Raw genomic sequence first — 21,266 nt, 5'->3', positions numbered from 1 at the left:
TGCCGGGCGACAACCTGAAGTTCGAAGTCGAACTGATCGCCCCGATCGCCATGGAAGACGGCCTGCGCTTCGCCATCCGCGAAGGCGGCCGCACCGTCGGCGCCGGCGTCGTCTCCAAAATCATCGACTGATCCTAAAGGCTCCGGGCTTCGGCCCGGGGCAAGGGTTCGACGAGGGGGGCCGGAATGATCTGGCCCTCCTCCTATCAACTCCAACGCCGTGAAAGGCCAGACTGATGCAAAGTCAAAACATTCGCATTCGGCTGAAGGCATTCGATTACCGTGTGCTGGATGCCAGCACGCAGGAAATCGTCAACACCGCCAAACGGACGGGTGCCGACGTGCGGGGCCCGATCCCGCTGCCGAACAAGATCGAAAAATTCACCGTTCTGCGTGGTCCCCACGTGAACAAGAAATCGCGCGACCAGTTCGAGATCCGCACGCACAAGCGTCTGCTCGACATCGTCGACCCGACGCCGCAGACCGTGGACGCGCTGATGAAGCTCGACCTCGCCGCTGGCGTCGACGTGCAGATTTCGGTTTGAGGAGGGCAAGGTAATGTTGCGCTCTGGCGTTATCGCAAAGAAAGTCGGCATGACCCGGCTGTTCATGGAAGACGGCCGTCAGGTTCCTGTGACCGTCCTGCAACTGGACAAGCTTCAGGTCGTCGCACAACGCACCCCCGAGCAGCACGGCTATGCCGCTGTTCAGCTGGGCGCCGGTTCGGCCAAGGCCAAGCGGGTCAGCCAGGCCATGCGCGGGCATTTCTCGGCTGCCAAGGTCGAGCCCAAGCGCAAGGTCGCGGAATTCCGTGTCGCGCCTGAAAACATGATCGCCGTGGGCGAGGAAATCACCGCTGATCACTATTTCGAAGGTCAGTTCGTGGATGTCTCGGGCACCTCGATCGGTAAGGGCTTTGCCGGTGCCATGAAACGTCACAACTTTGGCGGTCTGCGGGCCAGCCACGGTGTGTCGATCAGCCACCGCTCGCACGGTTCGACCGGTCAGTGTCAGGACCCGGGCCGCGTGTTCAAGGGCAAGAAAATGGCCGGCCACATGGGCGCCGCCCGCGTGACCACCCAGAACCTGCAGGTCGTGCGCACCGACGCCGACCGGGGCCTGATCATGGTCAAGGGCGCCGTTCCGGGCTCCAAGGGAGGCTGGGTCACGATCAAGGACGCGGTGAAGAAACCCTTCCCCGAGAACGCGATCCTGCCCGCCGCGCTGAAATCGGCCGCTGACGAGGCCGCCAAAGCCGCCGAGGAAGCCGCCGCTCAGGCCGCTGCCGAGGAAGCCGCAGCAGCAGAAGCCGCCGCAGCCGAGCAGGCCGCCGAAGAGGCAGCCGCCGAGGCCGAGGCCGAGAAGAAGGACAGCGACGCATGAAACTCGATGTGATCAAACTGGACGGCGGGAAGGCCGGCTCGGTCGATCTGGGCGAAGACATCTTCGGCCTGGAGCCGCGTGCCGACATCCTGCACCGCGTGGTCCGCTGGCAGCGCAACAAGGCGCAGCAGGGCACTCACAAGGTCAAGACCCGGTCGGAAACCTCGTATTCCACCAAGAAGATCTACCGCCAGAAGGGCACCGGTGGCGCACGCCACGGCGACCGCAATGCGCCGATCTTCCGCAAGGGTGGCATCTACAAGGGCCCGACCCCGCGCAGCCACGCGCATGACCTGCCCAAGAAGGTGCGTCAGCTGGGCCTCAAGCATGCCCTCAGCGCCAAGGCCAAAGCCGGTGAGCTGGTCGTGATCGACACGGCTGAATCGGACGGCAAGACCAAATCCCTGGCCAAGCAGGTCAAGGATCTGGGCTGGAAGCGCGCGCTGATCATCGACGGGGCCGAGGTGAATGCCGCATTCGCCAAGGCCGCGGCCAACATCGAAGGTCTCGATGTGCTGCCGTCGATGGGCGCAAACGTCTATGACATCCTCAAGCGTGACACGCTGGTGCTCACCAAGGCGGGTGTCGAAGCACTGGAGGCTCGTCTGAAATGAGCGCGAAACCCGAACACTACGACGTGATCCGCAAGCCGATCATCACCGAAAAGGCCACCATGGCGTCGGAAAACGGCGCGGTCGTCTTCGAGGTGCACATGGACGCCAACAAACCCCAGATCAAAGAAGCCGTCGAGGCGCTCTTCGGGGTCAAGGTCAAGGCCGTGAACACCACGATCACCAAGGGCAAGCAGAAACGCTTCCGTGGCCAGCTTGGCCGCCGGAATGACGTGAAGAAAGCCTATGTGACCCTCGAAGAGGGCAACACGATCGACGTCAGCACCGGTCTTTGATCGGGGCGGTGCGCGGAGACCGCGCACCCTACGGAAATACGGGAACCCGGCTGTTTTCACAGCCGGGTTTTCTTTTGCGGCTCCGGCCCGGCGCTGGCTGGCGCGGAAACCTTGTATTTCTTGGCGTTCCCCCCTTGACCGGCTGCGCGCGCTCCACTAACAGACCCTATCGGCATGGCCCCGGATTCGTCCGGGGCTGCCTGTTTTTGCCGGATCGGTGGCCGCAGGGCATATATCGGACCGGCAGCGTAGGGTACGCAGTCATTGCGCACCGCTCCATCGGGGACCTTCGGGGCCCTATAAACCGGCCACCTTCGGGGGGCTTAAACATAGGCGGATACCCTGGCATTCAGGCCCCGCCGTTAGCAAACGGAAGACAGAAAGCATGGCACTCAAGTCGTATAAGCCGACGACGCCGGGCCAGCGCGGGCTGGTGCTGATCGACCGTTCGGAGCTGTGGAAAGGACGCCCCGTCAAATCCCTCACCGAGGGTCTGACGAAGTCGGGCGGCCGGAACAACACCGGGCGGATTACCTCGCGTCGTCGCGGGGGCGGGGCGAAACGCCTCTACCGGATCGTCGATTTCAAGCGCAACAAATTCGATGTGGCGGCCACCGTCGAGCGGATCGAGTATGACCCGAACCGGACCGCCTTTATCGCGCTGATCAAATATGAAGATGGTGAACAGGCCTATATCCTGGCGCCGCAGCGTCTGGCTGTGGGCGACAAGGTTCTGGCTGGCGCCAAGGTGGACATCAAGCCGGGCAACTGCATGCCGTTCTCGGGCATGCCGATCGGCACCATCGTTCACAACATCGAACTGAAGCCCGGCAAGGGCGGCCAGATCGCACGCGCCGCGGGCACCTATGCCCAGTTCGTCGGCCGTGACGGCGGCTATGCACAGATCCGCCTGAGCTCGGGCGAACTGCGCATGGTGCGTCAGGAATGCAAGGCCACCGTCGGTGCCGTGTCGAACCCCGACAACAGCAACCAGAACTACGGCAAGGCCGGGCGCATGCGCCACAAGGGCATCCGTCCGTCGGTTCGCGGTGTCGTCATGAACCCGATCGACCACCCTCATGGTGGTGGTGAGGGCCGGACCTCGGGTGGTCGTCACCCGGTCACGCCCTGGGGCAAGCCCACCAAGGGCATGCGCACCCGCAACAAGAACAAGGCGTCGCAGAAGCTTATCCTGCGCTCGCGTCACGCCAAGAAGAAGGGCCGCTAAGACATGGCACGTTCTGTATGGAAGGGCCCGTTCGTTGATGCCTACGTCCTGAAAAAGGCCGAGGCAGCACGCGAAAGCGGCCGTAACGAAGTCATCAAGATCTGGTCGCGCCGTTCGACCATCCTGCCCCAGTTCGTGGGCCTGACGTTCGGCGTTTACAACGGTCACAAGCATGTGCCTGTGAACGTATCCGAGGACATGATCGGTCAGAAGTTCGGTGAATATTCGCCGACGCGTACCTACTATGGTCACGCCGCCGACAAGAAAGCGAAGCGGAAGTAAGTCATGGGCAAGGAAAAGAACCCCCGCCGCGTGGCAGACAACGAAGCAATGGCAAAACTGCGCATGCTTCGCACCAGCCCGCAGAAACTGAACCTCGTCGCGGCGATGATCCGTGGCAAGAAGGTCGACAAGGCTCTGAATGACCTGACCTTCAGCCAGAAGCGGATCGCCGAGGATGTGCGCAAGTGCCTCCAGTCGGCCATCGCCAACGCCGAGAACAACCATAACCTCGACGTCGACGAGCTGATCGTGGCCGAGGCCTATGTCGGTAAGAACCTTGTGATGAAGCGCGGTCGTCCGCGCGCCCGTGGCCGGTTTGGCGCCCTGCGCAAGCCGTTCTCGGAACTGACCATCAAGGTGCGTCAAATTGAGGAGCAAGCCTAATGGGTAACAAAGTCAATCCGATTGGCATGCGCCTTCAGGTGAACCGCACCTGGGACAGCCGCTGGTATGCCGATACCAAGGATTACGGCGATCTTCTGCTGGAAGACGTCAAGATCCGCGAGTTCATCGAGAAAGAGTGCAAGCAGGCTGGCGTCAGCCGTGTGATCATCGAGCGTCCGCACAAGAAGTGCCGCGTCACGATCCACACCGCCCGTCCGGGTGTGATCATCGGCAAGAAAGGCGCCGATATCGAAACCCTGCGCAAGAAACTGTCGGCAATGACCGACAGCGAACTGCACCTCAACATCGTCGAAGTCCGCAAGCCGGAACTGGACGCACCGCTGGTCGCCGAGTCGATCGCTCAGCAGTTGGAACGCCGTGTGTCGTTCCGCCGCGCGATGAAGCGGGCCGTGCAGAACGCGATGCGCATGGGGGCCCTCGGCATCCGTGTGAACGTGGCCGGCCGTCTGGGTGGTGCTGAAATCGCCCGGACCGAATGGTACCGCGAGGGCCGCGTGCCCCTGCATACCCTGCGCGCCGACATCGACTATGCCCACAAGGAAGCCGAAACGCCCTATGGCATCATCGGCATCAAGGTGTGGATCTTCAAGGGTGAGATCATGGAGCACGACCCCAGTGCCCGTGACCGCAAAGCCCAGGAGCTCCAGGATGGTCCCGCGCCCCGTGGCGCCGGCGGCCGTCGCTAAGGAGGACTGAACGATGCTTCAACCAAAGCGTACAAAGTTCCGCAAGCAGCACAAGGGCCGCATCAAGGGCCTGGCCAAAGGCGGGTCTGATCTGAACTTCGGGTCCTATGGCCTCAAGGCCACCCAGCCCGAGCGTGTGACCGCGCGCCAGATCGAAGCCGCCCGTCGTGCCATGACGCGTCACATGAAACGTCAGGGCCGCGTCTGGATCCGGATCTTCCCCGACACCCCCGTCACCGCGAAACCGATCGAGGTTCGGATGGGTAAAGGTAAGGGTTCGGTCGACCGTTGGGCCTGCAAGGTCAAGCCCGGCCGCGTGATGTTCGAGATCGACGGCGTCAACGAGGAAATCGCCATGGAGGCCCTGCGCCTCGCCGCGATGAAGCTGCCGGTCAAGACCCGCGTCGTGGTTCGCGAAGACTGGTAAGCGGACGGGGGCGACCCCACGCTGGAAAAAGAAAACCCCCGGTGCGAAAGCGCCGGGGGTTTTGCCGTGTATGGGCGGCCAAGCGGCATGGCTCAGGTGATCTGAACGGCGACCTGCTGATGTTCGTGGTTGTAGCACAGGTAGTCATACCCGACGCCCCGCGCGGCGATGAATTCCTGAAAGGCGCGGAACTCACCCTGTTCCCATCCGCTGTAATTGAAATACTCGTCGAACACGATCACCGTGCCGGGCACGATCCGGTCCGCCAGATGCTCGAAAATGCATTTGGCGGAACTGTATAGGTCGCTGTCCACATGCAGATAGGCCACAGGGTCGGGCGGCGCGGGCAGGGCGGCCAGAAAAGTGGGCAGCGTGTCGGCGAACAGCCCCTTGTGCAATGTCACGTTGGCGGGAACCTCCGGCAGCGCGGGCAGGGCGAATGTCGCCCGCGGGTAGCCATCGCGCCACGGCTCGGGCAGCCCGTCGAAGGAATCGAACCCATGCACCTGCCAGTCGCGCCGCCTTGCGATATGGGCCGTGGTGCGCGCCTTGTAGACGCCGAATTCCAGAACCAGCCCGTTCAGGCGCACATGGTCAATGGCCACGTCATGCACCGCCCGCCAGCTATCGACCGATTGCACACGGTACATATGCTCCCGCACATACCGCGCGGTGGATCGGGTCGCCTCCTGTTGCAGCGCCAGCCGGATATCGGAAATCGCCGATTGATACCGCGCGAAAAAGCGGGCTTTGCGCCGGGCGCGCAGGCGGGCGATCCAATGCGTCATGCGGCACCTCCGGGGCCAGGTGTGGGTCGGGCGCACTCTATATCGCGCGCATCGCGCAGTTCAATCTCGCGCAAGCCGCGTAACTGGGCTAAACCACCGCCATGGCACAGATTGATTCCCTCTTCGTGACCCGCCTTTACCGCGCAAAGCTGTCCGAGCATGGCCCCGCCATCGACCCGGCCGAACTCGAAGCGTCCTGCTATTCCATCGCCGAGGATGACGAGGCGGGCCAGGAATGGTGCGAAACCGAAGGCTATCCCGGTTACACGTCCTATGCGTCGCTGACCGATCTGCCCTGGCGCTTTCCGATCTTTTCCGATCTGGTGAAATCGCTCGACGCCCATGTCGCGGCTTTTGCAGAGGATCTGGAGTTCGATCTGGACGGGCGCGACCTCAAACTCGAAGACCTGTGGATCAACATCCTGCCCGAGGGCGGCACGCATTCCTCGCACCTGCACCCGCATTCGGTGATCTCGGGCACCACCTATGTGTCCATGCCCGACGGTGCCTCGGCGCTGAAGCTGGAAGACCCGCGTTCGGCCCGGATGATGGCCGCCCCCGCGCGCAGGAAAACCGCCCGGCGCGAGTTGCAGACCTTCATCTACGAAGCCCCCTCCGTGGGCGAGGTGCTGCTCTGGGAAAGCTGGCTGCGCCACGAGGTTCCGATGAACATGTCCGAAGACGACCGGATTTCAGTGAGCTTCAACTACGCCTGGGCGTGAGCGCCACCAAAGCCACGATCACCGCATGACCGTTGTGAACAGGGCTGGCACTCAGGTGTCGGGCGCTCCGAATCTGCTGGCAAATGAACGTCCTTCCCAAGGACCCAAGCGGCATGGGCGCATGGCCTTTTGCGCTGCGTCAAAGGAAAAGTCACGCGGTTGGGGTTTAATTCAGCCAGTCGATGAGTAGCTTTGCAGGCAGATTGAAAGGAGCGTTCGTCATGTCGAATGAAACCACACTGAAAAACCTGAACACCGCTTTGCAGATGGAATTGACCGCGGCGCACCAATACCAATTGCATGCCCATCTGCTGGACGATTGGGGGCTGGACAAGCTGGCCGCGCAGATGCGCGGGGAGTTCGAAGAGGAAAACGGCCATGCGGATCGCTTCCTCGCACGTATCTTCGCCCTGGACGGCGAGCCGGAGATGGGGTTTGCCGCGACGCCCAAGGTTTCCCAATCGCTGCGCAACATGTTCGAAAGCGATCTGGCCGACGAAAAGGATGCGATCACGTTCTATACACGCGCCGCGAAAGCCGCGTATGAGGCCGACGATCTGGCCTCGAAGGCCCTGTTCGAAAGCATCGCCATCGAGGAAGTGGGTCACAAGGAATGGCTGGAACTTCAGCTGAGCCTGCTGGATCGTCTGGGCGAGGAACGCTATGCCTCGAAATACGTCACGGCGGGGGAGGCCGAAGGCGAATAAGAAAACCGGCAAGGTTGTCGGGATGCGGCGCCGCGCCTGTCGCGGGGCGCCGCCGGTCTGAACATCCGGGGCGCGCGTATCCATCGCCAATCGCGGAATTACGGCAAAGTTCAGAACTAACCCTTGCCCTATGCCCCGGCCTCCCTTATAGAGCCGCAATCCACGTCACCCCGCGATGCGGGGGGATTCGTGCGTTTGTAATTCATCCACCAGGTCTCGGGTTACCCTGAACCATCCGTCAGGGGCCTGCTGGTGTTTTGAGAAAGGAACCGGCGATGAACGCCAGTGAACTGAGAAACAAGACCCCCGATCAACTCCGCGAGGATCTGGTCGCCCTGAAGAAAGAGCAGTTCAACCTGCGCTTTCAGGCTGCCACCGGGCAGATGGAGAATTCGGCACGCATGAAGCAGGTCCGCCGTGACGCTGCGCGTGTCAAAACGATTCTCAACGAAAAGGCCGCAGACGCGGCCACAGCAGAATAAGGGAGGCCTTGAGTTATGCCCAAACGTATCCTTCAAGGCACCGTGACCAGCGACGCCAACGACCAGACCGTGACCGTTTCGGTCGAACGCCGCTTCACGCACCCCGTTCTGAAGAAAACCATCCGTAAGTCCAAGAAGTACCGGGCTCACGATGAAAAGAACGCTTTCAAGGTCGGCGACTCTGTCCGCATCATCGAATGCGCGCCGAAATCGAAAACGAAACGCTGGGAGGTTCTGGAGGCGTAAGCCTGCAAACCTTCCGGTTTGAGCGAAACCCTGGGGAACAGGCAATAACGCCCCCCAAAGGTCGGGAGAAACCAAATGATCCAGATGCAGACCAATCTGGATGTTGCTGACAACTCCGGCGCGCGCCGGGTTCAGTGCATCAAGGTCCTGGGTGGCTCCAAGCGGAAATACGCGTCGGTGGGTGACATCATCGTCGTTTCCGTGAAAGAGGCCATCCCGCGCGGCCGCGTGAAAAAAGGGGACGTCCGCAAGGCCGTCGTCGTGCGCACCGCCAAGGAAGTCCGCCGCGAAGATGGCACCGCCATCCGTTTTGACCGCAACGCGGCCGTCATTCTGAACAACAACAATGAACCCGTCGGCACCCGTATCTTCGGGCCGGTGGTGCGTGAACTGCGCGCCAAGAAGTTCATGAAAATCATCTCGCTCGCCCCGGAGGTGCTGTAAGATGGCTGCTAAACTGAAAAAAGGCGACAAGGTCGTCGTGCTGGCCGGCAAGGACAAGGGCAAGGAAGGCACCATCGCCTCCGTCAGCCCGAAGACCGGCAAGGCCGTGGTCGATGGCATCAACATGGCCATCCGTCACACCAAGCAAAGCCAGCAGAGCCAGGGCGGCCGCATTCCGCAGCCCATGCCGATCGATCTCAGCAACCTGGCGATCCTCGACAAGAACGGCAAACCCACCCGTGTCGGCTTCAAGATCGAAGGCGACAAGAAAGTGCGTTTCGCCAAGACCACGGGGGACGTGATCGATGCTTGATAGTGCAAACTACACCCCGCGCCTGCGCACGCAGTTCCGCGACACGATCCGCGCCGCTCTGAAAGAAGAGTTCGGCTACAGCAACGACATGCAGATCCCGCGCCTGGACAAGATCGTCCTGAACATCGGCTGCGGCGCCGAGGCGGTGAAGGATTCCAAAAAGGCCAAGTCGGCCCAGGAAGACCTGACCCTGATCGCCGGCCAGAAGGCCCTGGTGACCAACGCCAAGAACTCGATCGCCGGGTTCCGTGTCCGCGAAGGCATGCCGATGGGCGCCAAGGTCACCCTGCGCGGCGACCGCATGTACGATTTCCTGGATCGTCTGATCACGATCGCAATGCCCCGCATCCGCGACTTCCGCGGCGTGTCGGGCAAATCCTTCGATGGCCGCGGCAACTATGCCATGGGCCTCAAGGAGCACATCGTGTTCCCCGAGATCGAATTCGACAAGGTCGATGAAGTCTGGGGCATGGACATCGTTATCGCCACCACGGCGAAGACCGACGCTGAAGCCAAGGCGCTGTTGAAGCATTTCAACATGCCCTTCAACAGCTGATCGCGGAAGGAAAGAGATATGGCTAAGAAAGCAATGATCGAACGCGAGAAGAAGCGTCAGCGCCTGGTCGAGAAATACGCCGCCAAGCGGGCCGCTCTTAAAGAGATCATCAGTGATGAAAGCAAGCCGATGGAAGAGCGTTTCCGCGCCTCCCTGAAGCTGGCGGAACTGCCGCGCAACAGCTCGGCAACCCGGCTGCACAACCGTTGCCAGCTGACGGGCCGTCCGCACGCTTATTATCGTAAACTCAAAGTGTCGCGGATCGCCCTGCGCGAGCTTGGCTCGAACGGTCAGGCTCCCGGCATGGTGAAATCGAGCTGGTAAGGAGGACGCAAAATGAACGATCCTATCGGCGATATGCTCACCCGTATCCGCAACGCGGCTATGCGTGGCAAGTCCACCGTTTCCTCCCCGGCGTCCAAGCTGCGTTGCTGGGTTCTGGATGTGCTGGCTGACGAAGGCTACATTCGTGGCTACGAAAAGACGACCGATGCAAACGGTCATCCGGCCGTGGAAATCAGCCTGAAATACTTCGAAGGCGCCCCCGCCATTCGCGAGATGAAGCGGGTGTCCAAGCCCGGTCGTCGCGTCTATGCGAGCGTCAAGGACATCCCTTCGGTCCGTCAGGGCCTGGGCGTGTCGATTGTCTCCACCCCCAAGGGTGTGATGTCGGATGCAGCTGCGCGTGCCGCCAACGTCGGTGGTGAAGTGCTCTGCACCGTATTCTAAGGAGCTCGGACATGTCTCGTATCGGAAAACAACCCGTGGCTCTGCCCGATGGCGTCACCGCCAACCTTTCGGGTCAGACCATCGAAATCAAGGGGCCGAAAGCCACCAAAAGCTTCACGGCCACCGATGACGTCACCCTGACTGTCGAAGACGGCACCGTCACTGTCACGCCGCGCGGCAAATCCAAGCGCGCGCGCCAGCAGTGGGGCATGACCCGCACCGTGATCGCCAACATGGCGCATGGCGCCAAGGAAGTGTTCCGCAAGGAGCTGGAAATTCAGGGCGTCGGTTACCGGGCTCAGATGCAGGGCAACACCCTGAAGCTGAACCTCGGCCTCAGCCACGATGTCGATTTCGAAGTTCCGGAAGGTGTGACCGTCACCGCGCCCAAGCCCACCGAACTGGTGGTCGAAGGCCATGACAAGCAACTCGTTGGACAGGTCGCGGCCAATATCCGCGACTGGCGCCGCCCCGAGCCCTACAAGGGCAAGGGCATCCGCTACAAGGGCGAGTACATCTTCCAGAAGGAAGGCAAGAAGAAGTAAGGACGCGACAGATGGCAAACAGCAAAAGACAACTGTTTCAGAAACGCCGCATGCGCGTTCGGAACAAACTTCGCAAGGTCAACGTCGGGCGTCCGCGCCTGTCGGTTCACCGCTCCAGTAAGAACATCAGCGTTCAGCTGATCGACGATGTCAACGGCGTGACGCTGGCCTCGGCCTCGACCCTGGAAAAGGATCTGGGTCTGGTCGGCAAGAACAACGTCGAAGCCGCGACCAAGATCGGCGCGACCATCGCCGAGCGTGCCAAGAAGGCAGGCGTCACCGAGGCTCAGTTCGACCGTGGCGGTTTCCTGTTCCACGGCCGCATCAAGGCTCTGGCCGACGCCGCGCGTGAAGGCGGCCTGAAAATCTAAGCGCAGGCGCCCCGGACGGTGTTCGGGGCGCCTCGATGATCCGGGGGCGCGTCCGCGTGGCGTCGCTCACCAGGATTGACCAAGGAACAGGCGCCGCAGGGTGCCGCATTGAAAGGATGCCAAATGGCAAGAGATGACAACCGTCGTGGAGGTCGCGATCGCGACGAAGCGCCGGAATTCGCCGATCGCCTCGTCGCGATCAACCGTGTGTCGAAAACCGTCAAGGGCGGTAAGCGCTTTGGCTTCGCGGCGCTCGTGGTCGTAGGCGACCAGAAAGGCCGTGTCGGCTTTGGCAAGGGCAAGGCCAAAGAGGTGCCCGAGGCGATCCGCAAGGCCACCGAACAGGCCAAGCGCCAGATGATCCGCGTGCCCCTGCGTGAAGGCCGCACCCTGCACCACGATGGCTATGGCCGTCACGGCGCCGGCAAGGTGGTGATGCGCACGGCCCCGACCGGGACCGGGATCATCGCCGGTGGTCCGATGCGTGCCGTGTTCGAAATGCTGGGCGTTCAGGACGTCGTCGCCAAGTCGATCGGCTCGCAGAACCCCTATAACATGATCCGCGCAACGCTGAACGCGCTGCAATTCCAGGCCAGCCCCCGCATGGTGGCACAGCGCCGTGGCAAGAAGGTCGCCGACATCCTGAAAAAGGACGACGCACCTGCCAAGGAAGCAGCGGAAGCGTAAGGAGAGCGACCCATGGCAAAGACCATCGTAGTCAAGCAGATCGGCTCGCCGATCCGCCGCCCGGAAAAACAGCGCCAGACGCTGATCGGCCTGGGCCTGAACAAGATGCACAAGACCCGCGAACTCGAAGATACCCCTTCGGTGCGCGGCATGGTCAACAAGATCCCGCACCTGGTTCAGATCGTCGAAGAAAAGGGCTGAGCCCGTTTTCTTGAAAAGAAAACGGCCCGGAAACTTTTAAAGTTGCCGACGCCGGAATTGAAACGCCCCGGTCATGAATGGCCGGGGCGCTTTCGTATTTTGTAGAGGGGGTGCCGCCACAGGGTGTAACCTGCTACAGCAAACTCAGACACATTTCGCAAAGGACATTCCAGTTGACCGGGTTCGACATCGCTTCGCTTGTTCGTGAATTCATCACGCTGTTCGTCGTGATCGACCCGATCGGAACATTGCCGGTGTTCTATTTCGCGACCGCGGGCGTACCGGAGCACCTGCACTGGCGTCTGGCCACCCGCGCGGTGATCGTTGCGACCATCGTTCTGGTTCTGTTTCTGATCGGCGGTCAATTCGTGCTGGAAATCGTCGGTCTCAGGCTGGGGTCGTTCCAGATCGCCGGCGGGATCATTCTGTTCCTGTTCGCCCTCACGATGATCTTCGGAGAGCCCAAGGCCGCCCGCGAGATCGAAGAGGCCGAGAAAGACCACATGAAAGGCGCGGTTTTTCCGCTGGCGATCCCGTCCATCGCGTCGCCCGGCGCGATGCTGGCCATCGTGATCCTGACAGACAATCACCGTCATTCCATTCCCGATCAGGCGGTCACGGGGCTGCTTCTGCTGGCGGTTCTCGCGCTGACGCTTGTGCTTTTGCTGCTGGCGGCGCGGCTCAAGCGGGTCATCGGCAACACCGGCGCGAATGTCATCAGCCGGGTGATGGGCATGATTCTGGCGACGGTCGCGGTGGATTCCGTCCTGAGCGGGCTGGAAGTCGTCGGCGCGCTGACCCTGACCGGAAACGGCTGAGCGGGTAGGGGGGGGCGCAGCCCGCACGTCGTCGCCTCTGCCCCCTTGCATCGCACCCCAACACCACGTATACGCCCGCGGGTGGCCTCACGCGCCACGATTCACAGATCAAGACATGCCGTGGTTGGCCCCATGACGCTTCGGGGGTCACATCCGGCTTCAGGAGAAGCGACATGAAACTTCACGAACTGCGCGACAATCCCGGCGCAACCAAACGTAAGAAACGCGTTGGCCGTGGCCCCGGCTCGGGCATGGGCAAAACCGCAGGCCGCGGTATCAAGGGTCAGAAATCCCGTTCGGGTGTGGCCATCAAGGGCTTTGAAGGCGGGCAGATGCCGATCTACCAGCGCCTCCCCAAGCGCGGCTTCACCAAACCCAACCGCAAGAAATTCGCCGTGGTGAACCTCGGCCTGATCCAGAAATTCGTAGACGACGGCAAGCTGGACGCCAAGAAGGCGATCACCGAGGACGCGCTGGTCGAAAGCGGCCTGGTGCGCCGCAAGCTGGACGGTGTGCGCGTTCTGGCCAAGGGCGACATCAGCGCCAAGCTGACGCTCGAAGTCACCGGCGCGTCGAAATCGGCCGTCGAAGCTGTCGAAAAGGCGGGTGGCTCTCTGAAGGTCACAACCGCGCAGGCGGCTGAATAAGAGGTTGTGAGCGGCCAGCGTGCCGCTTACATACCCTTAAGTTTTCCCGAAAACGCCGCCTGGGCCGGAAAACGGCTTGTGGCGGCGTTGTCACTTGAAAGAGACCGCGCATGGTATCTGCAGCAGAACAAATGGCCGCCAACACCAGCTGGTCGGCGCTTGGCAAGGCCACTGATCTTCGCAAACGCATCTTCTTCACCCTGGCGCTCCTGATCGTCTACCGCCTTGGCACCTATATCCCGGTGCCGGGGATCGACGGTGCCGAGCTGCGTGAATTCATGGAAGGCGCGGCCGCGTCGATCGGCGGGATGCTGTCGATGTTCACCGGCGGCGCCCTTGGCCGCATGGGCATCTTCGCGCTCGGGATTATGCCCTATATCTCGGCCTCGATCATCGTGCAGCTTCTGGCGGCCATGGTGCCCGCGCTGGAGCAGCTCAAGAAAGAGGGCGAACAGGGCCGCAAGAAGATCAACCAGTACACCCGCTACGGCACGGTGGGGCTGGCGACGCTGCAATCCTACGGCCTGGCCGTCAGCCTGCAATCGGGCGATCTGGTCACCAACCCCGGTTTCTTCTTCATCGCAAGCTGCATGATCACCCTCGTCGGCGGCACGATGTTCCTGATGTGGCTGGGCGAGCAGATCACCGCGCGCGGCGTGGGCAACGGCATTTCGCTGATCATCTTCGTCGGCATCATCGCCGAGGTTCCCGCCGCCCTCGCACAGTTCTTCAGCCAGGGCCGCTCGGGCGCGATCAGCCCGGCGGTGATCGTCGGCGTGATCATCATGGTCGTCGCCGTGATCGCCTTCGTGGTGTTCATGGAACGCTCGCTACGCAAGATCCACATCCAGTACCCGCGCCGCCAGGTCGGCATGAAGGTCTATGACGGCGGCTCCTCGCACCTGCCGGTCAAGGTGAACCCCGCAGGCGTGATCCCGGCCATCTTCGCCAGCTCGCTTCTGCTGCTGCCCACCACGATCAGCACCTTCTCGGGCAACCAGACCAGCCCGGTCATGTCCACGATCATGGCCTATTTCGGCCCCGGACAGCCGCTGTACCTGTTGTTCTTCACAGCGATGATCGTGTTCTTCGCGTATTTCTACACCTACAACGTCGCCTTCAAGACCGACGAGGTGGCCGACAATCTGAAGAACCAGAACGGTTTCGTTCCCGGCGTGCGTCCGGGCAAGAAAACCGCCGAATATCTCGACTATGTCGTGACGCGCATTCTGGTGCTCGGCTCGGCCTATCTCGCTCTGGTTTGCCTGCTGCCGGAAATTCTGCGCAGTCAGTTCGCCATCCCCTTCTATTTCGGCGGCACATCTGTTCTGATCGTGGTCTCGGTGACGATGGACACGATCCAGCAGGTCCAAAGCCACCTGCTGGCCCATCAATACGAAGGGCTGATCGAGAAATCGCAGCTGAGCGGCAAGGGCAAAGGCAAGAAGCGCGCTCGCAGGAAAGGGACAGGCCGCAAATGAATATCATCCTTCTTGGACCGCCGGGCGCCGGCAAGGGAACTCAGGCTCACATCCTCGTCGAGGGCCGTGACATGATCCAGCTTTCGACCGGCGACATGCTGCGCGAAGCCAAGGACAGCGGCACCGAGATGGGCAACAAGGTGGCCGAGGTCATGGCCCGCGGCGAACTCGTCACCGACGAGATCGTGATCGGCCTGATCCGCGAAAAGCTGCAAGGCGACAAGAAGGGCGGTTTCATCTTCGACGGGTTTCCGCGCACGCTGCCGCAGGCCGACGCGCTGGCTGCGCTGCTGGAGGAACAGGGCGAAACCCTCGATGCCGTGATCGAAATGCAGGTGGACGACGAGGCCCTGGTCAGCCGCATCACCGCGCGCTCGACCTGCGCCAATTGCGGTGAGGTCTATAACGACATCACCAAGCCGATCCCGGCGGATGGCAAATGCGTCAAATGCGGCGGCACCGAATTCAAGCGCCGCGCCGACGACAACGAGGAAAGCCTCAAGCAACGGCTGATGGAATACTACAAGAAGACCTCGCCGCTGATCGGATATTACTACGCCAAGGGCCAGCTCAGCTCCATCAACGGCCTGGGCGAGATCGACGAGGTCAAGGCCGCAATCGCGGGCGCGCTGGACAAATGAGGGCAGGGGGGTTGACGCCCCCCGAAATTGCCCCTAACCAGCACCATCCCACGCGGAATTGATTCTGACGTGGGGCTGGCCCGGCAAGGGCCAATCACCTGAATTCAGCTGCGGCCCGATGCATCCTGCCTCGGGCTTACGTTGTGAAAAAAGGTTCTGGAACTACGGAACCGCAACGAAAGGACATGACACGTGGCACGTATCGCCGGCGTTAACCTCCCGACTTCCAAGCGGGTGCCTATCGCCCTCACCTACATCACCGGTATCGGCCATTCCTCGGCCAAAGCCATCTGCGAAGCAACCGGCATCGACCAGACCCGCCGCATCAACGAGCTTTCGGATGCCGAAGCTCTGGCGCTGCGCGAACATATCGACGCCAACTACACCGTCGAAGGCGACCTGCGCCGTGAAACGCAGATGAACATCAAGCGCCTGATGGACCTCGGTTGCTACCGCGGCCTGCGTCACCGCCGCAACCTGCCGGTTCGCGGTCAGCGCACGCACACCAATGCCCGCACCCGCAAGGGCCCGGCGAAACCCATCGCCGGCAAGAAGAAGTAAGGGAGGGCTGAACCAATGGCACGTGATACCCGTCGCACCAAGAAAAAAGTTTCCAAGAACATCGCCACCGGCGTTGCTCATGTGAACTCTTCGTTCAACAACACCAAGATCCTGATCTCCGACGTTCAGGGCAATGCGATCTCGTGGTCGTCGGCTGGCACCATGGGCTTCAAGGGCTCGCGCAAGTCGACCCCCTACGCCGCCCAGATGGCCGCCGAGGATGCGGGCCGCAAGGCTCAGGAACACGGCATGAAGACCCTTGAAGTCGAAGTTCAGGGCCCCGGTTCGGGCCGTGAATCGGCGCTGCGCGCGCTGGCTGCCGTGGGCTTCAACATCACGTCGATCCGTGACGTGACGCCGATCGCTCACAACGGCTGCCGCCCGCCGAAACGCCGCCGGGTCTAAGCAATTTAAATGGGTGGGGCTGCGCCTTTGTCGCGGCCCCACTCCGTCATTTGAACCTCGGGCGTCCCGTGCTTTTGGACATGGAGCCGGGACAGGAATGGAGGGACCGCATGATCCATAAGAATTGGGCAGAACTGATCAAGCCGACTCAGCTCGACGTCAAGCCGGGCAATGACCCGCTGCGTCAGGCGACCGTCATCGCCGAGCCGCTGGAGCGTGGCTTTGGCCTGACACTTGGCAACGCGCTGCGCCGCGTTCTGTTGTCCTCGCTTCAGGGCGCGGCCATCACCAGCGTTCAGATCGACAACGTGCTGCATGAATTCAGCTCGGTTGCCGGTGTGCGCGAAGATGTCACCGACATCGTGCTGAACCTCAAGGGCGTCGCCCTGCGCATGGAAGTCGAAGGGCCCAAGCGCCTGTCGATTTCGGTCAAGGGTCCCGCAGTCGTCACCGCTGGCGACATTTCGGACAGCGCAGGCATCGAGATCCTGAACAAGGAACACGTCATCTGTCACCTCGACGAAGGCGCGGACCTGTTCATGGAACTGACCGTCAACACCGGCAAGGGCTATGTCGCCGCCGACAAGAACAAGCCCGAAGATGCGCCCATCGGCCTGATCCCGATCGACGCCATCTATTCGCCGGTCAAGAAAGTCAGCTACGATGTGCAGCCCACCCGTGAGGGCCAGGTGCTGGATTACGACAAGCTGACCATGAAGGTCGAAACCGACGGCTCGATCACCCCGGACGATGCCGTGGCCTTCGCCGCGCGTATTCTTCAGGATCAACTGTCGATCTTCGTCAACTTCGAAGAGCCCGAATCCGCTGGTCGCGAGTCCGAGGACGAGGGGCTGGAGTTCAACCCGCTCCTGCTCAAGAAAGTGGACGAGCTGGAACTGTCGGTGCGCTCCGCGAACTGCCTCAAGAACGACAACATCGTTTACATCGGCGATCTCATCCAGAAGACCGAAGCGGAAATGCTGCGCACGCCGAACTTCGGCCGCAAGTCGCTCAACGAGATCAAAGAAGTTCTGTCGGGCATGGGCCTGCACCTCGGCATGGATGTCGAGGACTGGCCGCCCGACAATATCGAAGACCTGGCCAAGAAATACGAAGACCAGTTCTGAGGTTTTTGCCGGGCGATGCGTCCCTGATGGACACACCGCCCGGTGACACCACCGGGTTTCGTACAAAACCCGCGTACACCTTGTACGAAACGTACGAAACTCGCTCGGGCATCCGCCCCAAGGAGAGTCGGTGACACGCATCGCCGGCCAGACAAAGCAAAACACGTTTAGGAGACTGAAAAATGCGTCACGCAAAAGGCTACCGCCGCCTCAACCGCACCCACGAACACCGCAAGGCCCTGTGGGCCAACATGGCCGGTTCGCTGATCGAGCATGAGCAGATCAAGACGACCTTGCCCAAGGCCAAGGAACTGCGCCGTATCATCGAAAAGCTGGTAACCCTCGGAAAACGTGGGGATATGCACGCACGCCGTCAGGCCGCGGCCCAGCTCAAGCAGGACCAATACGTCGCGAAACTGTTCGACGTTCTAGGCCCGCGCTACAAGGACCGCCAGGGCGGTTACGTCCGCGTCCTCAAGGCCGGCTTCCGCTATGGCGACATGGCCCCGATGGCCATCATCGAATTCGTCGATCGCGACGTCGATGCCAAAGGCGCCGCTGACCGCGCGCGCGTCGCAGCCGAAGAAGCGACCGCAGACGAAGAATAAAGCACTGAAACCAAACGGTTTCTTTTCAAGGCCCTCGCCGGATCGGCGGGGGCCTTTGCCTTTCGGGACGCCGATTTTCCCCTCGAAGAGAACACGGCGGTTGCATTGCCCGGCCCCTCTTCGCATATGTTTCAGGCACACAGGTTTGGAGGAAGACACGTGATCCGGGCGCTTTGCATTGTTCTGATCTGCCTTGCCGGCCCCGTCCGGGCCGAAACCCGCGTGCCGACCAGCCAGGCCGAAATTTCCCTCGGGTTCGCGCCTGTGGTCAAGCGCACCGCTCCGGCCGTGGTCAACATCTACGCGCGCCGGATCGTCAACGTGCGCTCCAGCCCGTTCAGCCGTGATCCGTTTTTTCAGAACCTTTTCAGGAACTTCGATGTTCCCCAACAACGTGTTCAGAACTCGCTCGGCTCCGGTGTCATCCTGTCGGCGGACGGAATTGTCGTGTCCAATTACCACGTTGTGGGCGAGGCAACGGACATCCGCGTGGTCCTGAACGACCGGCGCGAGTTCTCCGCAAGCGTCCTCCTGTCCGACGAAGAAAGCGATCTGGCCATTCTTCAGCTGGAAAACTCCCCCGACATGCCCGCACTGCCCCTGCGCAACAGCGACAGCGTCGAGGTGGGCGAACTGGTGCTGGCCATCGGCAACCCGTTCGGTGTGGGCCAGACCGTCAGCAGCGGTATCGTCTCGGGGCTGGCGCGGTCTGGCACCGCCACCGGCAACGGGCGGGGGTATTTCATTCAGACCGACGCGCCGATCAATCCCGGAAACTCGGGCGGGGCACTGGTGGATGTGAATGGTCAACTCATTGGAATAAATACGCAAATCCTCAGCAGATCGGGAGGGTCCAATGGAATCGGCTTTGCCATCCCATCCGCCCTTGTGGCGCAATTCGTCGCGCAGGCCCGCGCGGGCGAGACCGAATTTCAACGGCCCTGGGCTGGTCTGGGGGGGCAGCCCGTCACGGCGGACATGGCCGAAGGGCTGGGGTTGGACCGGCCCGGCGGGCTGGTGATTTCCGAGGTGCATCCGCAAAGCGGCTTCGCTGCGGCGGGGGTGGCTGCGGGCGACGTGATCACCGCGGTGGACGGCCAGCCGGTAAATACCCCTGCGGAAATGATTTTTCGGATGTCGGTGGCGGGTCTGGGAGCCGAGACCACCATCACGCGTATTCGCGACGGGCAGGCCGAGGACTTCACTCTGGCCCTGACCGCCCCGCCGAACGATCCGCCACGGGCACAGGTCGAAACCGCCCGCAGATCGGCCATACCGGGAATGACGCTCTCGACCATCAATCCGGTGGTCGTGGCGGAACACGACCTGCCGCTCGCCGCCAAGGGTGTCGTGGTGGACGATCCGGGCCAGATCGGCGCGCGCGTCGGGCTGCGTCCGGGCGACATTCTGCGAACGATCAACGGGGCGGAGTGTTCCGATACCGATGTGGCGCAGGCGCTTCTGTCCGGGGCCGAAGGGTGGCTGACCCTCGAGATACAACGCGCAGGGCAGCGTTTGGTCATGCGGTTCAGGCTGTAATCCATGGCCGATCTGTTCGACACACCCGGCGAAACGCCTCCTGACAGCGCCCCCCGCCCGCTGGCAGACCGCTTGCGCCCGCGCAGCCTGTCCGATGTCATCGGACAGGAACAGGTGCTCGGGGCCGAGGCCCCGCTTGGCGTCATGCTCGGTTCGGGGAGCCTGTCGTCACTGGTGTTCTGGGGGCCGCCGGGGGTGGGCAAGACCACCATCGCCCGGCTTCTGGCCGACGAAACCGATCTGCATTTCGTACAGATCAGCGCCATTTTCAGTGGCGTTGCCGAATTGAAAAAGGTGTTCGAGGAGGCCCGACATCGCCGCGCGAACGGGCAGGGGACGTTGCTGTTCGTGGATGAGATCCATCGCTTCAACAAGGCCCAGCAGGACAGTTTCCTGCCCCATATGGAGGACGGAACGATCCTTTTGGTGGGGGCAACCACGGAAAACCCGAGTTTCGAGTTGAACGCCGCCCTTCTGAGCCGCGCGCAGGTGCTGGTGCTGGAACGGTTGAGCCTGGCCGATCTGGAGCGGCTGGCGCAGCGCGCCGAGGGGGAGTTGGGCAAGCCGTTGCCACTGGACGGTCCGGCGCGTGAGGCGCTGTTGGAAATGGCCGATGGCGACGGACGTGCATTGTTGAACCTGATCGAACAGGTCACCGCCTGGAAGGTGGACGGCAAACTGGATGCACAGGCCCTTGGGGCGCGGCTGATGCGGCGGGCGGCAAAATACGACAAGGGCGGGGATGAGCATTACAATCTGATTTCGGCCCTGCATAAATCGGTGCGCGGCTCGGACCCGGATGCAGCCTTGTACTGGTATGCGCGGATGCTGGCCGGGGGAGAAGACCCGCGTTATCTGGCGCGGCGTATCACGCGCATGGCGGTCGAGGATATTGGGCTTGCCGACAGCCACGCGCAAACCATTTGCCTGCATGCCTGGGAAACCTACGAACGCCTCGGAAGCCCCGAAGGCGAGCTGGCCTTGGCGCAGGCGGTGATCTACCTTGCGCTCGCCCCCAAATCGAATGCCGGCTATGCGGCCTACAAGGCGGCAATGCGCGAGGCGAAGAAGACCGGAAGCGAGCCGCCGCCCCGGCATATTCTGAACGCGCCGACGACGCTGATGAAAGAGCAGGGGTATGGCGCAGGCTATGCCTATGACCACGATGCCGAAGATGGTTTTTCGGGCCAGAATTACTTTCCGGAAGGGGTGAAACGGCCTGTTCTTTATCAGCCTGTCGAGCGTGGCTTCGAGCGCGAATTGAAGAAGCGTCTCGATTACTTTTCCCGCCTTCGGACGCGCCGGGAATCGAGCTGAAATTCAGGCAAGCC

At 61.9% G+C, this 21,266-nt stretch carries 33 protein-coding genes and 1 pseudogene; 33 read left to right on the top strand and 1 reads right to left on the bottom strand.

Translation table 11 applies throughout. The features are described 5' to 3' along the window. From tuf to rplP, 10 genes and pseudogenes are all read left to right on the top strand, one after another. Window positions 1–131: pseudogene (gene tuf, locus KPG71_RS03290) on the top strand (elongation factor Tu); the annotation flags it as partial. 104 nt (window positions 132–235) lie between these two features. Then, window positions 236–544 (top strand): 30S ribosomal protein S10, encoded by a 309-nt coding sequence (gene rpsJ / locus KPG71_RS03285; RefSeq protein WP_057795293.1) that lies wholly within the window; start codon window positions 236–238, stop codon window positions 542–544. Between the two features lie 13 nt (window positions 545–557). Then, window positions 558–1,382 (top strand): 50S ribosomal protein L3, encoded by an 825-nt coding sequence (gene rplC / locus KPG71_RS03280; RefSeq protein ID WP_073033635.1) that lies wholly within the window; start codon window positions 558–560, stop codon window positions 1,380–1,382. Beyond that, window positions 1,379–1,996, top strand: a complete 618-nt coding sequence (rplD, locus tag KPG71_RS03275; RefSeq protein WP_216336673.1) for a 50S ribosomal protein L4 — start codon at window positions 1,379–1,381, stop codon at window positions 1,994–1,996. The genes rplC and rplD overlap by 4 nt, the downstream gene beginning before the upstream one ends. After that, on the top strand, window positions 1,993–2,289 hold the full coding sequence (locus tag KPG71_RS03270) for a 50S ribosomal protein L23 (protein ID WP_216336672.1): 297 nt from the start codon (window positions 1,993–1,995) through the stop codon (window positions 2,287–2,289). Before rplD ends, KPG71_RS03270 begins: the two co-directional genes overlap by 4 nt. A 385-nt stretch (window positions 2,290–2,674) precedes the next feature. Next, a complete protein-coding gene (gene rplB, locus KPG71_RS03265; protein ID WP_073033632.1) occupies window positions 2,675–3,517 on the top strand; it encodes a 50S ribosomal protein L2 in 843 nt (280 codons plus the stop codon). Window positions 3,518–3,520: 3 nt separating this feature from the next. After that, window positions 3,521–3,799 carry a 30S ribosomal protein S19 gene (gene rpsS / locus KPG71_RS03260; RefSeq protein WP_216336671.1) on the top strand — a complete coding sequence of 93 codons (279 nt, stop codon included), beginning with the start codon at window positions 3,521–3,523 and terminating at the stop codon, window positions 3,797–3,799. A gap of 3 nt (window positions 3,800–3,802) precedes the next feature. Beyond that, on the top strand, window positions 3,803–4,183 hold the full coding sequence (gene rplV, locus KPG71_RS03255) for a 50S ribosomal protein L22 (protein WP_073033630.1): 381 nt from the start codon (window positions 3,803–3,805) through the stop codon (window positions 4,181–4,183). Further along, on the top strand, window positions 4,183–4,890 hold the full coding sequence (gene rpsC, locus KPG71_RS03250; protein ID WP_073033629.1) for a 30S ribosomal protein S3: 708 nt from the start codon (window positions 4,183–4,185) through the stop codon (window positions 4,888–4,890). Before rplV ends, rpsC begins: the two co-directional genes overlap by 1 nt. A 13-nt stretch (window positions 4,891–4,903) precedes the next feature. Next, on the top strand, window positions 4,904–5,317 hold the full coding sequence (gene rplP, locus KPG71_RS03245; RefSeq protein ID WP_073033628.1) for a 50S ribosomal protein L16: 414 nt from the start codon (window positions 4,904–4,906) through the stop codon (window positions 5,315–5,317). Between the two features lie 92 nt (window positions 5,318–5,409). On the opposite strand, the gene KPG71_RS03240 is transcribed toward rplP, so the two are convergent. After that, window positions 5,410–6,105 carry a class I SAM-dependent methyltransferase gene (locus tag KPG71_RS03240; protein ID WP_216336670.1) on the bottom strand — a complete coding sequence of 232 codons (696 nt, stop codon included), beginning with the start codon at window positions 6,103–6,105 and terminating at the stop codon, window positions 5,410–5,412. A 101-nt stretch (window positions 6,106–6,206) separates the two neighbouring features. Here KPG71_RS03240 and KPG71_RS03235 point away from each other — a divergent pair, with 101 nt between their 5' ends. The 23 genes from KPG71_RS03235 (at window position 6,207) to KPG71_RS03125 (ending at window position 21,252) form a co-directional block, all read left to right on the top strand. Further along, complete coding sequence (locus KPG71_RS03235; protein WP_216336669.1) at window positions 6,207–6,827, top strand: 2OG-Fe(II) oxygenase family protein; 621 nt, start codon at window positions 6,207–6,209, stop codon at window positions 6,825–6,827. Between the two features lie 221 nt (window positions 6,828–7,048). Beyond that, complete coding sequence (locus KPG71_RS03230) at window positions 7,049–7,534, top strand: bacterioferritin (protein WP_216336668.1); 486 nt, start codon at window positions 7,049–7,051, stop codon at window positions 7,532–7,534. Window positions 7,535–7,809: 275 nt separating this feature from the next. Then, a complete protein-coding gene (gene rpmC / locus KPG71_RS03225) occupies window positions 7,810–8,016 on the top strand; it encodes a 50S ribosomal protein L29 (RefSeq protein ID WP_216336667.1) in 207 nt (68 codons plus the stop codon). 15 nt (window positions 8,017–8,031) lie between these two features. Next, entirely contained in the window at window positions 8,032–8,262 is a 231-nt protein-coding gene (gene rpsQ, locus KPG71_RS03220) for a 30S ribosomal protein S17 (protein ID WP_073033613.1), read from the top strand. Between the two features lie 75 nt (window positions 8,263–8,337). After that, window positions 8,338–8,706: a 50S ribosomal protein L14 gene (rplN, locus tag KPG71_RS03215; RefSeq protein ID WP_073033610.1), complete on the top strand. Its 369-nt coding sequence runs from the start codon at window positions 8,338–8,340 to the stop codon at window positions 8,704–8,706. A 1-nt stretch (window position 8,707) separates the two neighbouring features. After that, window positions 8,708–9,019 (top strand): 50S ribosomal protein L24, encoded by a 312-nt coding sequence (gene rplX / locus KPG71_RS03210; RefSeq protein ID WP_216336666.1) that lies wholly within the window; start codon window positions 8,708–8,710, stop codon window positions 9,017–9,019. Beyond that, window positions 9,012–9,575 (top strand): 50S ribosomal protein L5, encoded by a 564-nt coding sequence (gene rplE, locus KPG71_RS03205; RefSeq protein WP_216336665.1) that lies wholly within the window; start codon window positions 9,012–9,014, stop codon window positions 9,573–9,575. Before rplX ends, rplE begins: the two co-directional genes overlap by 8 nt. Window positions 9,576–9,593: 18 nt before the next feature. Continuing rightward, complete coding sequence (rpsN, locus tag KPG71_RS03200) at window positions 9,594–9,899, top strand: 30S ribosomal protein S14 (protein ID WP_073033604.1); 306 nt, start codon at window positions 9,594–9,596, stop codon at window positions 9,897–9,899. Window positions 9,900–9,911: 12 nt separating this feature from the next. Beyond that, window positions 9,912–10,304 carry a 30S ribosomal protein S8 gene (gene rpsH, locus KPG71_RS03195; RefSeq protein WP_073033602.1) on the top strand — a complete coding sequence of 131 codons (393 nt, stop codon included), beginning with the start codon at window positions 9,912–9,914 and terminating at the stop codon, window positions 10,302–10,304. A gap of 11 nt (window positions 10,305–10,315) precedes the next feature. After that, window positions 10,316–10,849: a 50S ribosomal protein L6 gene (gene rplF, locus KPG71_RS03190; protein WP_073033600.1), complete on the top strand. Its 534-nt coding sequence runs from the start codon at window positions 10,316–10,318 to the stop codon at window positions 10,847–10,849. Between the two features lie 11 nt (window positions 10,850–10,860). Continuing rightward, entirely contained in the window at window positions 10,861–11,220 is a 360-nt protein-coding gene (rplR, locus tag KPG71_RS03185) for a 50S ribosomal protein L18 (protein ID WP_073033598.1), read from the top strand. Window positions 11,221–11,343: 123 nt separating this feature from the next. Beyond that, window positions 11,344–11,907: a 30S ribosomal protein S5 gene (gene rpsE / locus KPG71_RS03180; RefSeq protein ID WP_073033596.1), complete on the top strand. Its 564-nt coding sequence runs from the start codon at window positions 11,344–11,346 to the stop codon at window positions 11,905–11,907. Between the two features lie 12 nt (window positions 11,908–11,919). Further along, entirely contained in the window at window positions 11,920–12,108 is a 189-nt protein-coding gene (gene rpmD / locus KPG71_RS03175; protein ID WP_216336664.1) for a 50S ribosomal protein L30, read from the top strand. A gap of 173 nt (window positions 12,109–12,281) precedes the next feature. Continuing rightward, complete coding sequence (locus KPG71_RS03170) at window positions 12,282–12,926, top strand: MarC family protein (RefSeq protein WP_253196033.1); 645 nt, start codon at window positions 12,282–12,284, stop codon at window positions 12,924–12,926. A gap of 173 nt (window positions 12,927–13,099) precedes the next feature. After that, window positions 13,100–13,573, top strand: a complete 474-nt coding sequence (gene rplO / locus KPG71_RS03165) for a 50S ribosomal protein L15 (protein ID WP_216336662.1) — start codon at window positions 13,100–13,102, stop codon at window positions 13,571–13,573. Between the two features lie 110 nt (window positions 13,574–13,683). Then, a complete protein-coding gene (gene secY, locus KPG71_RS03160) occupies window positions 13,684–15,054 on the top strand; it encodes a preprotein translocase subunit SecY (protein WP_216336661.1) in 1,371 nt (456 codons plus the stop codon). Further along, window positions 15,051–15,695 (top strand): adenylate kinase, encoded by a 645-nt coding sequence (locus KPG71_RS03155; protein WP_216336660.1) that lies wholly within the window; start codon window positions 15,051–15,053, stop codon window positions 15,693–15,695. The genes secY and KPG71_RS03155 overlap by 4 nt, the downstream gene beginning before the upstream one ends. A 192-nt stretch (window positions 15,696–15,887) precedes the next feature. Beyond that, complete coding sequence (rpsM, locus tag KPG71_RS03150; protein WP_073033585.1) at window positions 15,888–16,256, top strand: 30S ribosomal protein S13; 369 nt, start codon at window positions 15,888–15,890, stop codon at window positions 16,254–16,256. A 15-nt stretch (window positions 16,257–16,271) separates the two neighbouring features. After that, window positions 16,272–16,661 (top strand): 30S ribosomal protein S11, encoded by a 390-nt coding sequence (gene rpsK, locus KPG71_RS03145; RefSeq protein WP_073033583.1) that lies wholly within the window; start codon window positions 16,272–16,274, stop codon window positions 16,659–16,661. A 110-nt stretch (window positions 16,662–16,771) separates the two neighbouring features. Beyond that, window positions 16,772–17,788, top strand: coding sequence for a DNA-directed RNA polymerase subunit alpha (locus tag KPG71_RS03140; RefSeq protein ID WP_216336659.1), 1,017 nt, complete (start codon window positions 16,772–16,774; stop codon window positions 17,786–17,788). Window positions 17,789–17,970: 182 nt separating this feature from the next. Continuing rightward, complete coding sequence (gene rplQ / locus KPG71_RS03135; RefSeq protein ID WP_216336658.1) at window positions 17,971–18,396, top strand: 50S ribosomal protein L17; 426 nt, start codon at window positions 17,971–17,973, stop codon at window positions 18,394–18,396. Between the two features lie 159 nt (window positions 18,397–18,555). Continuing rightward, window positions 18,556–19,935 carry a trypsin-like peptidase domain-containing protein gene (locus tag KPG71_RS03130; RefSeq protein ID WP_216336657.1) on the top strand — a complete coding sequence of 460 codons (1,380 nt, stop codon included), beginning with the start codon at window positions 18,556–18,558 and terminating at the stop codon, window positions 19,933–19,935. 3 nt (window positions 19,936–19,938) lie between these two features. Then, window positions 19,939–21,252: a replication-associated recombination protein A gene (locus tag KPG71_RS03125; RefSeq protein ID WP_216336656.1), complete on the top strand. Its 1,314-nt coding sequence runs from the start codon at window positions 19,939–19,941 to the stop codon at window positions 21,250–21,252. Window positions 21,253–21,266 lie beyond the last annotated feature (14 nt).

It is taken from the genome of Roseovarius sp. PS-C2 (assembly GCF_018862045.1).
Taxonomy (GTDB): Bacteria; Pseudomonadota; Alphaproteobacteria; order Rhodobacterales; family Rhodobacteraceae; genus Roseovarius.
Note: the sequence above shows the minus strand (reverse complement) of the source record. Positions and strands in the feature narration are given on the sequence as shown.